10 protein-coding genes are annotated in these 13729 nt (G+C 50.1%); 3 read left to right on the plus strand and 7 right to left on the minus strand.

The features are described from left to right. Nucleotides 1-41 precede the first annotated feature (41 nt). The gene (locus ACTOY7_RS17860) at nucleotides 42-1808 is read left to right on the plus strand and encodes an ABC transporter ATP-binding protein (RefSeq protein ID WP_482671402.1); all 1767 of its coding nucleotides are present in this window, start codon (nucleotides 42-44) and stop codon (nucleotides 1806-1808) included. Between the two features lie 107 nt (nucleotides 1809-1915). Here ACTOY7_RS17860 and ACTOY7_RS17865 read toward each other — a convergent pair whose 3' ends face one another. The 3 genes from ACTOY7_RS17865 to ACTOY7_RS17875 all read right to left on the minus strand — a co-directional run bounded on the left by ACTOY7_RS17865 (nucleotide 1916) and on the right by ACTOY7_RS17875 (nucleotide 6038). After that, a complete protein-coding gene (locus tag ACTOY7_RS17865; RefSeq protein WP_160282020.1) occupies nucleotides 1916-2653 on the minus strand; it encodes a DUF4276 family protein in 738 nt (245 codons plus the stop codon). Next, on the minus strand, nucleotides 2653-3852 hold the full coding sequence (locus tag ACTOY7_RS17870; protein WP_160282019.1) for an AAA family ATPase: 1200 nt from the start codon (nucleotides 3850-3852) through the stop codon (nucleotides 2653-2655). Before ACTOY7_RS17870 ends, ACTOY7_RS17865 begins: the two co-directional genes overlap by 1 nt. A gap of 170 nt (nucleotides 3853-4022) precedes the next feature. Continuing rightward, nucleotides 4023-6038 carry a methyl-accepting chemotaxis protein gene (locus ACTOY7_RS17875; RefSeq protein ID WP_482671398.1) on the minus strand — a complete coding sequence of 672 codons (2016 nt, stop codon included), beginning with the start codon at nucleotides 6036-6038 and terminating at the stop codon, nucleotides 4023-4025. Between the two features lie 214 nt (nucleotides 6039-6252). On the opposite strand from ACTOY7_RS17875, the gene ACTOY7_RS17880 reads away from it, so the two are divergent. Beyond that, nucleotides 6253-7602 carry a metallophosphoesterase gene (locus ACTOY7_RS17880; protein ID WP_482671397.1) on the plus strand — a complete coding sequence of 450 codons (1350 nt, stop codon included), beginning with the start codon at nucleotides 6253-6255 and terminating at the stop codon, nucleotides 7600-7602. Nucleotides 7603-7678: 76 nt separating this feature from the next. On the opposite strand, the gene ACTOY7_RS17885 is transcribed toward ACTOY7_RS17880, so the two are convergent. From ACTOY7_RS17885 to ACTOY7_RS17895, 3 genes are all read right to left on the minus strand, one after another. Next, on the minus strand, nucleotides 7679-8749 hold the full coding sequence (locus tag ACTOY7_RS17885; RefSeq protein WP_482671396.1) for a hypothetical protein: 1071 nt from the start codon (nucleotides 8747-8749) through the stop codon (nucleotides 7679-7681). Next, the gene (locus tag ACTOY7_RS17890) at nucleotides 8739-8969 is read right to left on the minus strand and encodes a helix-turn-helix domain-containing protein (protein WP_160282015.1); all 231 of its coding nucleotides are present in this window, start codon (nucleotides 8967-8969) and stop codon (nucleotides 8739-8741) included. Before ACTOY7_RS17890 ends, ACTOY7_RS17885 begins: the two co-directional genes overlap by 11 nt. Nucleotides 8970-9039: 70 nt before the next feature. Beyond that, entirely contained in the window at nucleotides 9040-10017 is a 978-nt protein-coding gene (locus ACTOY7_RS17895; protein ID WP_160282014.1) for a hypothetical protein, read from the minus strand. Between the two features lie 337 nt (nucleotides 10018-10354). Between ACTOY7_RS17895 and ACTOY7_RS17900 the strand changes: the two genes are divergently transcribed. Further along, nucleotides 10355-12541 carry an alpha-galactosidase gene (locus ACTOY7_RS17900; protein WP_482671395.1) on the plus strand — a complete coding sequence of 729 codons (2187 nt, stop codon included), beginning with the start codon at nucleotides 10355-10357 and terminating at the stop codon, nucleotides 12539-12541. 227 nt (nucleotides 12542-12768) lie between these two features. On the opposite strand, the gene ACTOY7_RS17905 is transcribed toward ACTOY7_RS17900, so the two are convergent. Beyond that, the gene (locus tag ACTOY7_RS17905) at nucleotides 12769-13296 is read right to left on the minus strand and encodes a hypothetical protein (RefSeq protein WP_160282012.1); all 528 of its coding nucleotides are present in this window, start codon (nucleotides 13294-13296) and stop codon (nucleotides 12769-12771) included. Nucleotides 13297-13729: the final 433 nt, after the last annotated feature.

The following is a 13729-nucleotide window of genomic DNA, read 5'->3' on the forward strand; positions in this document are numbered from 1 at the left end:
CATTTTTTCTATTTCCGCTGCTGCTTTGATCGGAGGAAATGATGCCAACAGAGAATAAAGAATATACCACCGGGGAGCTGATGAAGCGCTTTTTCCCCTATTACAGAAAGCATAAGGGCGTGCTTGCCATGGACCTGTTCTGCGCCTCCCTTACCACGCTCTGCGAGCTGGTGCTCCCCATGATCATCCGGTTTATCACCAATACCGGTATACAGGATCTGGCAGGGCTCACTGTGGAAGTGATCGGGAAGATGGCGCTGCTGTACCTGGTGCTGCGTGTCATCGACTGTATGGCCAACTACTATATGGCGGATATGGGGCATGTCATGGGCGCCGCCATCGAGACGGATATGCGCAGAGACGCCTACGCCCACCTGCAGAAACTGTCCAACACCTATTACAATAATACGAAGGTGGGGCAGATCATGGGGCGGATCACCAACGACCTGTTTGACGTAACAGAATTTTCCCACCACTGTCCGGAGGAATTTTTCATTGCGGCGGTAAAGGCAGTGATCTCCTTCCTGATCCTGGCCTCCGTCAACCTTCCCCTGACTCTGGCCATCTTCCTGATCGTCCCGGTGATGGCCTATGTGTGCATTAAGCTGAACCGAAGGAGCAGAAGGGCCTTTGCCAAGCAACGGGTTCAGATCGGGGAGTTAAACGCGTCTATCGAGGACAGCCTGCTGGGGCAGAAGGTGGTCAAGGCCTTTACCAATGAGCCCGTGGAGATTGACAAGTTTGAAAAGGGCAACCTGCGTTTTTATGATATTAAAAAAGAAACCTACAAATATATGGCGGCCTTCCAGACCTCGACCCGTGCCTTTGACGGGCTGATGAACCTGACCGTGATCCTGATGGGCGGCATTTTCCTCGTAAAGGGATTGATCACCGCCGGTGATCTGGTGGCCTATGTGATGTATGTGTCCACGCTGATCGCCACCATCCGCAGGATCATCGAATTTGCCGAGCAGTTCCAGAGAGGGCTCACCGGCATTGAGCGTTTCCTGCAGATCATGGATGCGGACGTGGAGATCTTTGATGAGCCCGGGGCGAAGGAAATGGGCGTTCCGGAGGGAAATATTTCCTTTGAGGATGTTTCCTTTGAATACCCGGACGACCACAATACAGTCTTCCGGCATCTGAACCTGACCGTCCATGCAGGGGAAAAGCTGGCCATCGTGGGCCCTTCCGGCGGAGGGAAAACGACGCTGTGCAACCTGATCCCCCGGTTTTATGACATCAGCGGCGGGGTGATCCGGATCGACGGGGAGGATATCAAGTCCTTTACTTTGAAAAGTCTTCGGAAAAATATCGGGATCGTCCAGCAGGATGTGTACCTGTTTTCCGGCACAGTGCTGGAGAATATCCTGTACGGAAACCCGGACGCATCCAAAGAGGACGCTGTGGAAGCCGCAAAGAAGGCGGGCGCGGATGCATTTATCCGGGAATTGAAGGACGGATATGATACGTATGTAGGCGAGCGGGGTGTAAAATTGTCCGGCGGGCAGAAGCAGCGCGTCAGCATTGCCCGGGTCTTTTTGAAGAACCCGCCGATCATGATCCTGGACGAAGCCACCTCGGCGCTGGACAATGAGAGCGAATTTGCGGTGGCACAGTCGCTTCATCACCTGTCCGAGGGACGGACCACCATTACCATCGCGCACCGGCTGTCCAGTATTAAAAATTCGGACCGGATCCTGGTGCTCACCGACCAGGGGATCACGGAGGAAGGGAACCATGAAAGCCTGATGGCGCAGAAGGGAACGTATTATCAGTTTTATACGATGGCGGAGCGGTTAAAGTAAAATGTGTGCGCCGTGACGCACACTCGCACCGAAAAGAGACTGCCGGGAATGCTGTATGACTGCAAGAGCTTGCTGTCATACCGTCATTTTCCGGCAGCCTCTTATTATTATGTCTCTGCCAACAATAGCCTTTCAAAATCCTCATAAAATTTGGAAAAACTGATCGGACATTTCTCCAGCAAAACTCTGATCTGTGTTGCTTTTGCAATTTCAATAAAAACCTCACGCCCCGGCTCCTTATGATATTGCTTCAGTACGCGAGTCATTACATTTTTAGGGTAATCACTCTTCGGCTCCTTTTTCTCTCCCCATATTAGTTCCGGCCTTTTAGGCAAAAGCGCTTTTTCAGGTCTCAAGCCAAAATAATTCTGATATGCGTCCTGATCAGCTAACAGCCAGCACTCTATCATTTTCAGCGCGATCATAGGTATACCGATCCATTTTTTCGAAATATCATCCTGCAGTCCCTGTAAAACATCCTCATATATTTTTTCAAAATGTTTTTTACAATCTGACTCTCTTGTGTTTTTTCCATATTCGACTTTATCCGTATCGCAATAAAATATACCTCTCGTATAGCCTCGATCCAAAGCATATACTGTAAATCGAAGTGCAGGGATCCCTTTTCCATTTACATTTCTTGTCCGCCTCATACCAAACTTCATTCGCTTTTTTCCATCAATTACACTTTTATCCGCATAATCAATTTCCAGTTCTGTCTGTAACTCTGCCGCACATTTCTGAAGGAGATAAATGATCGGGCCTGCTCTCCATTCTCCCGATGCGTCCCGCCAACCATAATCCGTTGGACCTTCCCCATATACCAACAGTTTGATTTTATCCATCAGATTGCCCCTCTATTTTGCCCCTCTTGTTTCAATAATAGATCAACAATGTCCTTGTTGCACATATTCATAAACAATTCTCCCGGATATAAATACTGCAGTTTTTCATTCAGCTCCGTATTTTGGGCCAGAGAACTGCATTTACAATTTCCCGAAGCCGGCTCCCGATACAAATACCGGATATTTTCTTTTTGAACATAATCTAAGAAAATCGGGCTGTGTGTCGTGACGATCAACTGATTGTTTTTACTTTTGCAATTCTCATCCAGAATATGAACAATCTGTTCTGCGTAGTCCAGATTAATCCCATTTTCAATCTCATCCAGCAGCATCGTACATGGGTCCATTTCGCAGATTGCCAAAAAGGCTAACAGCCGGAGCATACCATCGCTCATATTTTTAGACTTGATCTTCATGGTTTTTGCCCCGTATCTTTCCTCTGTGATCAGTTCCGTCCATCCCGGCTTTCCCTTGGTCTTGGCATCCACACTTACAATACGCTTTCCAAGCAGTTCTTCTATCTTGCTCTCGAAATCTTCTTTCTGTATTTGATTCATGGATTTCACGAAGGAGGGTAATTTTTCTCCGGCATTTCCGATCGTGTTTGTATCACCGCGGCTGGACAGGCGCATTTTGTCCGGTGAAAGTAATTCAAAGGATTCCAGCTTTTCAAAAAATACTTTGAGTGCCTGTATGACGGGATAATTGTCCAGATCAAACATTTTCATTACAGAGGACCGAAACAGAAGCTTCTCTGGAAACGCAGTACATTTTCCCATTTTATCTATCATATATCCTCCGGAGGGCTGGGCATAGTTCAGGATAATATCCTCCCCCTCTTCCCTTTGCACACGGATTTCTTCCCGTGACAATTCCATCATGTTCTTTAAAGCATACGCTAAAATTTCTATTTTCCATTGTACAGATACCATCTCGCCTTCTACCATGAGTTCCAAATCGCAGGCAAAGGTCATTTTCTGAGATTTCTGCATTTGAGACTTGATATCAGCCACTTTCCATCCTCTTCGATCCAGAAAAACAGTAAAATCTTCTTTCACGATATTGGACAAAAAATCCAATGCCTGCAGGACAGTACTTTTTCCGGACATATTATTTCCTACAACAACCGTAAACGGATCCAGATCCATAGAAAAATCATTCAATGCTTTGAAATTGTCTATATAAAGACTTTTAATCACTGCTTTTTACCTCCATGGCCAATTTCATATCTATTTTATCCTATTTCCCCATTTTAAGCAATACGGTCATCAACAAAAAGCAGGCCGTACATTTTTGTATAGCCTGCTCTTCTGTATCCATATTATGATACTCACGGCCGATGAACTCTGCCGTATCTTCTTTTTCAATACTACCGCGCTTTGAGCCGGAACTTCGCCACCAGCTCCCGCAGCATATTGGCCTGACCGGACAGCTCCTCGCTGGCCGCGGCGCTCTTCTCCGCGGTGGACAGGTTGGACTGTACCACGCCGGAGATCTGGTCGATCCCGCGGATGACTTCTTCCGTAGCCGCCGCCTGTTTTGCGGAATAATCCGCAATCCCTTCGATCAGCTTGTTGACCTCTTCGGCCTGGGCTACCACTGCCATCATGGACGCTGCCGTATCTTCCGCCGCATTGGTCCCCTCCTCTACGGCTTCCACGGTCTGCTCGATCAGGACCGTTGTATTTTGGGCTGCCTCAGAGGATTTTCCGGCCAGGTTGCGCACCTCGTCCGCCACCACGGCAAAGCCCTTTCCGGCCTCCCCCGCGCGTGCCGCCTCCACAGCCGCGTTGAGAGCCAGAATATTGGTCTGGAACGCGATATCCTCAATGGTCTTGATGATATTCCGGATCTCCGTTGACTTGCCGCTGATCTTCCGGATCGCCTCATTCATGTGCTGCATCTTGTCGTTGCTTTCCAGAATCCTGCTGCCCACATCCTGCGAGATCTGACTGGCCTTCTTCGCGCCCTGGGCCGTCTTCTGGATGCCGTCGGACACCTCGTTGATATGGGCCGCGAGCCGTTCTACCGAATCATTCTGCTGCACGGAGCCCATGGAGAGAGTCTGCGCCCCTTCCGAAACATATCCGGCCCCTTCCGCCACCTGACCGGAGGACACATGGATCTGTCCGATAGTCTGGTTCAGAAACAGGGTAATGCTTTCCAGAGAGTCCTTGATCTTGGAAAAGTCCCCCACATACTCATGGGACAGTGTGATATCCAGGTTTCCTCTGGAGATCTCCTGCAGCTTTTCCGAAATCTCATGGATATACTTGATATATTCCCGCAGCCGGAGTACGGTTTTTTCAAAGTTATCCGCCAGCTCACCCAGCTCGTCGTTGGAGGAGTGGTTGATCGTCTGTTCCAGTTCCCCTTCCGCGATTCGCGCTGCCACTTTGTTCAGCTCTGCCACCGGCCTGCCGATGATCCTTCTCACAAGGATGATGATCAGAACAATGCTGATCAGGACCGCCAGGACGGATATGGTCGCCATGATACCGGTCAGTACGTTCAGCTCCGTGAGCACCTCCGCCTTCGGCACGTAAACGACGGCTGTCCAGTCGCTGTTCGGAACGTTCACCGCCTGGATATATGTACTGCCGTCAAACAGGGACAGCTCCGAATTGCCTTTTTGGATCTGCTCCGCGGCATATGCATACATATCCCCGCTGAATTCACTCAAAAGCCGTCCGGTGATCTCCGGATCCTTATGGCCGATGATCGTGTCCGTCCGGGTATCTACAAGGAATACTCCGCCGGTCTCCTCCAGCTGGATCTCCGCCACGATATCCGAGATCGCGTCCAGATATACATCCGCAGCCGCCACGCCGCGGGTCTCTCCGTCTTCTCCCTTTAGCCTTCCGGAAGCGCCTACCACGTAGGACTGACTGTCCTCGTCAAAGTATACATCCCCCAGGATAAAATCCTCCGACGCGATGCCGTCCTGATACCAGGATTTTTCCAATGCATTGAAATCCGGGCCGGGCACAAAAGACGCATGATACAGGGATCCGTCCGTCAGGGCCACATACAGTCCCGCCGGATAGGCGCTGTTCTGGTCCACCGTGTGCTTGATATACTCCTCCATCTCCGGAATGTCCATCTCTTCATACTCAATGGTATCCTTCTGCATCTCCAGCATCGTCAGCGTCTTATTCATCCACGCATTGGTCTCCTGGATCACTTTTCCCGTGGTCTCCTGGATCAGATTCTCGCTTTTATCCAGCAGCGCGTCAGAAACGCGCCGGTAAACAAGCGTCAGCAGCACCGCAACCATGATCACAATGGTGATCACGATGGTCACGACCAGCTTGGCCGCGATCCTCCCTCCCCGCCGCCGGGCTTTCGCTGATGGTCTGTCTTCTGTTCTCCTTTTTGTTTTCATACTCTCGTCTCCTCTATCAGTCGATTTGGGCTGTTGTATACAAGATCGATCATACGCAAGCCCCGCAATGTAACGGTATCTTTTCCAAATTATAACTGATATACGTAAAAAAAACAATGAAAGAGCAGAAAATACATGAATAATTTATGTTGAAATCCCACCAAAAGAATGCTATATTGGAAAAATACTGCACGAGAATGAATGAACTGGGGCCATGGTGGAACTGATGCGGCAGAACATTGGAAAAGACGGCGACGCGGCATACCAGAGAAGGGAAATCAAAGATCAAGTGAGGAAAAAGAATATGAAAGAAAAGAAAATGAAAAAGGTACCGGAGCGGATCCTCCGGCTTGAAAATGTACATTCGATCGGCGTGATCGGCGATCCTGGGTGCGAGGGACTCGGCACTTACAATATGAAAGTGTATGCCGGAGCGCTGGAGGAAAGCGGAAAAGACGACATCACTCTGGTCGCGGGCGACCTGGTGCCCATTGGATCGGACCATTATTATCAGGTGATACAGGATATGACGGAAGCGCTTGCGCAAAACCCCGTCTACTCTCTCCGCGGGAATCATGATACGGGAGCGTATACGGAATATTTCGGTGAAAAGAATTACGCGCTGCTGGCAGAGCATTTTGCAGTCGTCGCGCTGGACAACGCGCTCCGTACTTTTGAGGAGGAAGGGCTGGCACTGCTGGCAGAGGTCCTTGCAAGGGAAGACGTGGAGCAGGTGATCATCGCGTTCCACATCCCGGTTCCCAACCACTTTATTCAAAACAGTGTCTCCGAGGAGGAATTTTCCCGGCTGCGGAAGGTTTATGAACCCTGGAAGGAAAAAGTAAAATACCTTCTCTGCGGTCATGTGCACTCTCGGTTCATTGACGTTGCGGACGGAATCCCGCTGATCTGCACCGGAGGCGGCGGAGCCATGATTGAGGATGTATCGAAGGAGATCAAAGCCTGCGACGTGGAACACCACATCGTCCATTTTTATGAGAAGGACGGAGTGCTGGACTATCGGATCGCCAATCTGTCTGAGGACTGCTACGGGCAGGAAAGTGACAACAGCGTCTTAAACCAGAAGCTGAAAGAATCCGTACAGGGAGAGCTGATGGCGCATTTCAGATACCTGATGTTTGCGGACCGCGCAAAGCGCAGGGGATTTGACCAAATTGCCAACCTTTTCCGCGCCCTTGCTTCTTCCGAATACCATCATGCCCGAAATTTTTATTCCATCCTGGAACGTCCCGCCGCTTTTATGGAATCCATCTGTACCTATATGCCGGGGGAAGAATTTGAATATCAGCATCTTTATCCAGCGATGGCCGCTTATGCGTCGGAGCATCAGAGCCCTCTTACCGAACAGGCTTACCTGGGTGCGTCTGCCGCGGAAAAAGTACATGCGGCTCTGCTGAAACAGGCAGAGGATGTGCAGGAGTTCGGTGAAAAGGTCATCTATGTCTGTCCCATCTGCGGATATGTCATGACCGGGGATTCTGTTTCGGAGCGCTGCCCGGTGTGCGGCGGACCGAAGAAGCAGTATGAAGTGTACGAAATATAAAAGATTTCCAGCTGTGCGTTTGCTGAAAAGATTTTTTAAGGAAGGTTGACTTGCCGCAGCAAATCACACCTTCCTTTTATGTCTTCCAAATCACCCTTGTTTCCTGCTTTACCACGATCCCGTCCTCCCGTGCGGAAAAGCTTTCCAGCCATACATCCCCTTCCGGTTCATAGCCATACACTTCTCTTGCCGCAACATTCTCTCCGGACAATCCTTCTTTCTCAATTTCCACCAGAATATACTCCGTGGCCTTTTCCGCCATGATCTGCTCCGGCATCTCCTCCGGACGGTATACATCCTTCTTTACGATCTCATGCCCCTGATCCATCTGGCAAACCGTGATCCGAACCGGACGGTACATGGCCTCATAACGGATCGTCACGCTGCACTTTTCCGTTTTTGTTTTTCCGCACTCTGTCATGTTCGTCTCTTCGTCAAGCGCAGATGTGAGCTCTGTCCCCTCGGAAACCTCCCCGCTTGCGGAAATCCCGCTTCCCCGTGTCACATAGACTCTTCCGTCTGCGGTCTGATACACCGGATTGGCATAATACACCTGATCTTCCTCTACGTTTCCCGCCAGGGTATAAATGGTCCCGCTGATGCTGCGCTCCTGTCCCTCATCCGATTCGCTGAGACGGACGTCCAGGTCGGAAATCCCTTCCGTACCTACGGAGCCCCAGCAGGTTTCTCCGTTTTCCATTGTCCAATACGGGGTGAACATCTGAATCCCTTCCAGATCACCGAAAGAAATCTCCCAATCGGAGGGGTTGTCTCCTTTACTCCTGTCAATATCTGCATACAGCTTTCCTCCGTCCTCCGGATCATAAGACAATACCAGGTTCTGACCGTTCCCCGCCGACCCGGTATGACGCCCAAAATCCCCGTCTCCTGCCATATCCGCAGATGGTTCTTCCGCCGTCTCCATGGTAACCATATCCAGATATTCCGCAGTAATCAATACTCCGATCATCCGGTCATCTCCGCCCTCCGTGCCGGCGTTCGGAACTGCCAGGGAACAGCCGCAGAGCAATATCATGATACACAGGCACAGGCTGATCTGAAATACCACAGTCTGCCGCGTACCTCCGCAGGAAGGACGTCCTTCCTGTCCGGAAAAGCCGCGAAACATCTTCTTTTTATTCCACATCCCCATCCTCCTCCAGTTTTCCGTCAAACTTCAGAATATCTCCTACATCGCAGTTCAGAAAATAACAGATCCGGTTGATCGTATGAAAACGGACGCCCTTTGCCTTTCCGCTGCGCAAAACGGACAGATTGGCTTCCGTAATATTGACCAGCCCGCACAATTCCTTTGATGTCATTCCCCGGTCCTTCAAGACCTCTTCCAAGCAAACTCTGATTCCCATAATTCTCGCCTTTATGTTTAGAGCACTTCCGGGAGCTCCCCCTTTTTGAAGCTGTTTTTTCGCCATACAGTCAAATGATCAGATCATGCTCCCGCTTCAGCTTTTGGTCCTCCTGCAGATACCGCGCAAACAGCAGCGCCGCCAGTACAAAAATAATGGAGATGACGGGCACATGGAGCACAAGGTCCATCTGAGTAAGGCTGGAACAAAACAGAACCTGCAGCAGGTTGAAACCCACGTCCGCAGCAACCGTAATTCCCAGTGCTTTTGCGCAAAACCCGGCAAGCCGGTTCGTCAGATCCACGGACACGTCGCCGTATCGGTCCGTTTTCAGGGCAGTCAGCATCCGTCCTGCCAGAAATACGATCCCCATGTCAAACACATAAGGCAGGAGATTGACCAGATAACCCAATCCGAGAAACAGGTATGTCATTCCCGGACTCTGCGCGCCTGACGCGAAGCCGCGCATAACAGGACCGCTGTCCATGCTCCCCACGTTTTGGACGGCTTTCAGAAGAGTTCCCAGGCCTTGTCCAAAGATGAGGTATACGAAAACCATATTCAGAAAAACAAGAAGCTTCTGCAGGACGCTGTGCAGTGTTTCTGGCTGTGCCCTCCGGCAGACGAGCAGCACCCGGATCACTAAGTATCCTGACAGCGCCGAGTAAAGCATACAGCTCAGCATCCATTTTACCGTTCCGGGAACCGGGGCCGGAAACAGGCCGGGATTGATCATATAATAGTGTACGATAAACAGCAGAATGCTCAGACCATACAGTACATGGTCGATGCCAAGAAGCTTCCCCTTCTTTTTTAAGATCAGCCAGACCAAGCATGGGAGCAGGCTTAACCCCATATAAAGCAGGATTGCCACCGCATTTCCAACAGATCCGGACAATGACAGAACACGGAGCGCGTAACCTGTCTGCTCAAACGGAAAGGCCGCCAGGCCGGAAAATGCTCCTGAAGCATTCACCTGCGCCAGGCTGAAAACTATACAGACAGCGGCTTCTGCCGTCAGGATACCGGTCATTCCTTTTCGCTTCATATGCCCTCCTTTCGAACCCTCTCAAAGATAAAAAGGCCGCAATTAAAATTATTGTTTGTCGATAATTTTATATCATTATAATAGCATAAAATTATTGTTTGTCAATAATGTTTCTAAAATAAATCCTTCCTTTTCAAGAAACTCTGAAAGTCCAGGTTTGAATCGCATCCACAATGCCGCCAATTTTTTCTTCTGCACAAGTAACCAACTTTTCCCACATTTTTCCGTACATTCTAACCATTCATTTCCAGATTCGTTCCGTGCTATACTATGTTTGCAGACGACAGAAGCCGCGGAATATAAAACGGCGCTTCATCATTGTAACAGGAGGTCAATTATGTCGATTATTTTCAACGAACAGTCAAAAACATTTACTCTGCATACCAGGCATACAACATACCAGATGAAGATCGGGAATCTGGATTACCTGCTGCACCTTTACTATGGTCCGACCATGCATGACGCAGACTTAAGCTACCAGATCATGCAGTACGACCGGGGATTTTCCGGAAATCCTTACGAGTCCAGGGACTCCAGGACCTTTTCCCTGGATGCCCAGCCCCAGGAATTCAGCACACAGCAGCAGGGAGATTTCCGCACTGCCAGCATTGAGGTCGTCAACGCGGACGGCAGCTATTCCTTCAATGGAAAAGTGTCGCGCTTCACGATCCAGGAGGGAAAATATGAGCTGACCACCCTGCCCTGCACCTTTGCAAGGGAGGACGAGCATGCGGACACGCTGGAGATCATACTCTCAGACGATATCAGCGACGTGGAAGTCATTTTATTATACAGCGTATTCGAGGAAGCCGACATCATCACCCGGGCCGTAAAGGTCTTCAACAAAGGAGCTGCTTCCATCCATTTAAAAAAGATCATGTCCGTATGCCTGGACTTTTTGAACGGCCTGGACATGGATCTGGTCAGTCTGCCGGGACGGTACGGGCAGGAGCGGCAGGTGGAGCGCCAGAAAATGACCCACCACATCCACACCATCGGAAGTGTGCGCGGCTCCTCCAGCCACCAGCAGAACCCCTTTGTGATCCTGTGCGGCCGGGAGTCCTGTGAGGACTATGGAGCATGCTACGGCTTCTCGCTGGTTTACAGCGGCAACTTTCTCGCGGAAGCCGAGCTGGACCAGTATGACCAGCTCCGCCTGGTGATGGGGATCAATCCCAAGCAGTTTGTATACGAGATCCGGCCGGGAGAGGCGTTTGAGGGTCCGGAGGTGGTCATGGCGTTTACCGAACACGGTTTCACCGGACTGACCCATCTGTACCATGATTTTTACCGCGCCAACCTGTGCCGTAGCAAATTTGTTTCCGATGTGCGGCGTCCGGTCCTGATCAACAGCTGGGAAGCCGCTTTCATGGATTTTGACGATGTGAAGCTCATTGAGATCGCAAAGGCCGCGAAAAATATGGGCGTAGATATGCTGGTCATGGACGACGGCTGGTTTGGAAAGCGGGACGACGACAACAGCGGCCTGGGCGACTGGGTCGTCAATGAGGAAAAGATCAGGGGCGGCCTGCACAAGCTGGTGGAGCAGATCAACAGCCTGGGGATGAAATTCGGCATCTGGTTCGAGCCGGAAATGGTTTCCGAGGACAGCGACCTGTACCGCGCCCATCCCGAATGGGCCATGCAGATCCCAGGCCGACACGCTGTCCGCAGCCGGAATCAGATGGCGCTGGATATGAGCCGCAAGGATGTGCAGGATTACCTCATCCAAAGTGTCAACGCCATTCTGGATGATGCCGATATTTACTATGTAAAATGGGATATCAACCGATCCCTTGCCGACATCTGGTCCAACGTGCTGTCTCCGGATAAGCAGGGGGAAGTATACCACCGCTATATCCTGGGCCTGTACCGGGTGATGAATGAGATCATCCTGACCCATCCGGATATCCTCTTTGAGGGCTGCAGCGGAGGCGGCGGGCGGTATGACCCCGGCATGCTACACTATTATCCACAGTACTGGGTCAGCGACAACAATAATCCCATTGACCGCTTAAAGCTGCATTACGGGACATCCTTTGTATACCCCATTTCCACCATGGGAGCTCATATCTCCGACAGCGGAAAATTCGTACCGCTCCAGACAAAGGCGGTCGTCGCCATGTGCGGAACCTTTGGATATGAGCTAGACGCGTCCAAGCTGTCCGAGGAAGAGCTGGACATCTGCCGGGAGCAGAGCGATCTCTTCCGGAAATATTATCCCATCATCTTCAGCGGAGATTATTACCGACTGAGCAATCCGTTCGAAGTGGGAAATATGACCGCATGGCAGCATGTAACGAAGGACAAAACAGAATCTCTGCTGAGTGTGGTCGTGACCAATCTCACCTGCAACGGGCCCCAGGAATATGTGAAAGCAAAGGGGCTGATCCCGGATGCCATGTACCGGATCAATGATGGGGAGCAGGTGCTTTCCGGCGCGGCGCTGATGCACGCGGGACTTCCGATCGACCGGGAAGTTCCGGAGTACAGCTCGTTTCAGTTTTATCTGAAGCAGGTGTAAAAAAGTGTACGTCCCCCGGAAGGTTTTTATCCTATAGGAAAATTCGTAGAAGTTTCCTATCGATAAAAGCAGGAAGGGACGGACCTTGTTTCTGCGTCCCACAGGAACTGTCCTGGAATCATCTGCAGATCGTTTGCAGATGAGTTCGGTTCAGTTCCTGATTTTTTGCCGTAAAATAACAAAATTGAAAATCAGCAGAATTTGCCCCGAGGTGAACCAGATTGCTTTTATTCCGAGAGATCCTTTCCAAGTATGATGAGATGAAAGCCTTTTTCGTACGCGTTCGGCTGAATCCCTATCACCTGAAATCCCTGTTCCAGATACCATTTATAATCAATCCGGTCACATTCCAGGTTTGCAATTGCATCCGCAATGCTGTTGATTTTCTTTTTATGGATGTTGAATCCTATGGAGCTCATCCCGCTGCGGAACGTCAGGTAGCCTTTACTCCTGGCATAGCTCTCTGCTGTGCGGATCAGCTCTCCCAGCTTATGCTCCAATTTAAATTCGCCGTTGTCGTCAAAGCCGCTGCATTCCAACTCCAGCGCACGGTATCCGATCAGTTCACGGCACAGAATCCATCCCTTGGGGGTGTTCTCATCTTCCCCCAGATACCAGCCGACCGTACGGATCGTATCCTCCACACCACTCAACTGGCTGAACGCCCCCTCATAATCCCACCAGTCCGGCTTGATCGTACACATGAGTCGTGCTATTTTGGGGATTGCTTCTGATGTCATTTCAAAAACTTTCATGATCTTTTCTCCCTTCTTGATATCGGAATGCTTCCGCATTATTGCGCTCATCATGCGCTACCAAGTAGTAATTTTTGCTCTTGTCATACCTCTTGTTCTTAAATGTAAAACGCATGCGGAACAAATGCCCTCCTCTGTGGTGCCCAGCAATCCTGCTTTATATCAAATGTCTGCGTTCAATTTATTTCTCGCCCGGACAGAGAGAGAATGTTTCTCAATGTCTCCACAGTAAAATGCTCATCGCCACATCGTCTGATGTAAAAAAGGCGTTCTTCAAAATTTTTGTGTTTCTTTGTAATCTATTTCAATCCATACTCCCACGCAGGGAGTGACTAGTATAACCCAATTTAATTATGCGTACATTAATGCTGTTCAGCTTCCTGCTTATGGTTCCTCCGGGTCCTTGGTTTAGGTGCACGTTTTTCCTTATCTT

The sequence above is a fragment of the Schaedlerella sp. genome (genome assembly GCF_056796775.1).

What these genes read in the sequence shown, in the direction of transcription:
- ACTOY7_RS17860 (WP_482671402.1), top strand. Translation starts at nt 42, where the DNA reads ATGCCAACAGAGAATAAAGAATATACCACCGGGGAGCTGATGAAGCGC.
- ACTOY7_RS17865 (WP_160282020.1), bottom strand. Translation starts at nt 2,653, where the DNA reads ATGGATAAAATCAAACTGTTGGTATATGGGGAAGGTCCAACGGATTAT.
- ACTOY7_RS17875 (WP_482671398.1), bottom strand. Translation starts at nt 6,038, where the DNA reads ATGAAAACAAAAAGGAGAACAGAAGACAGACCATCAGCGAAAGCCCGG.
- ACTOY7_RS17880 (WP_482671397.1), top strand. Translation starts at nt 6,253, where the DNA reads ATGGTGGAACTGATGCGGCAGAACATTGGAAAAGACGGCGACGCGGCA.
- ACTOY7_RS17885 (WP_482671396.1), bottom strand. Translation starts at nt 8,749, where the DNA reads ATGTGGAATAAAAAGAAGATGTTTCGCGGCTTTTCCGGACAGGAAGGA.
- ACTOY7_RS17890 (WP_160282015.1), bottom strand. Translation starts at nt 8,969, where the DNA reads ATGGGAATCAGAGTTTGCTTGGAAGAGGTCTTGAAGGACCGGGGAATG.
- ACTOY7_RS17895 (WP_160282014.1), bottom strand. Translation starts at nt 10,017, where the DNA reads ATGAAGCGAAAAGGAATGACCGGTATCCTGACGGCAGAAGCCGCTGTC.
- ACTOY7_RS17900 (WP_482671395.1), top strand. Translation starts at nt 10,355, where the DNA reads ATGTCGATTATTTTCAACGAACAGTCAAAAACATTTACTCTGCATACC.
- ACTOY7_RS17905 (WP_160282012.1), bottom strand. Translation starts at nt 13,296, where the DNA reads ATGAAAGTTTTTGAAATGACATCAGAAGCAATCCCCAAAATAGCACGA.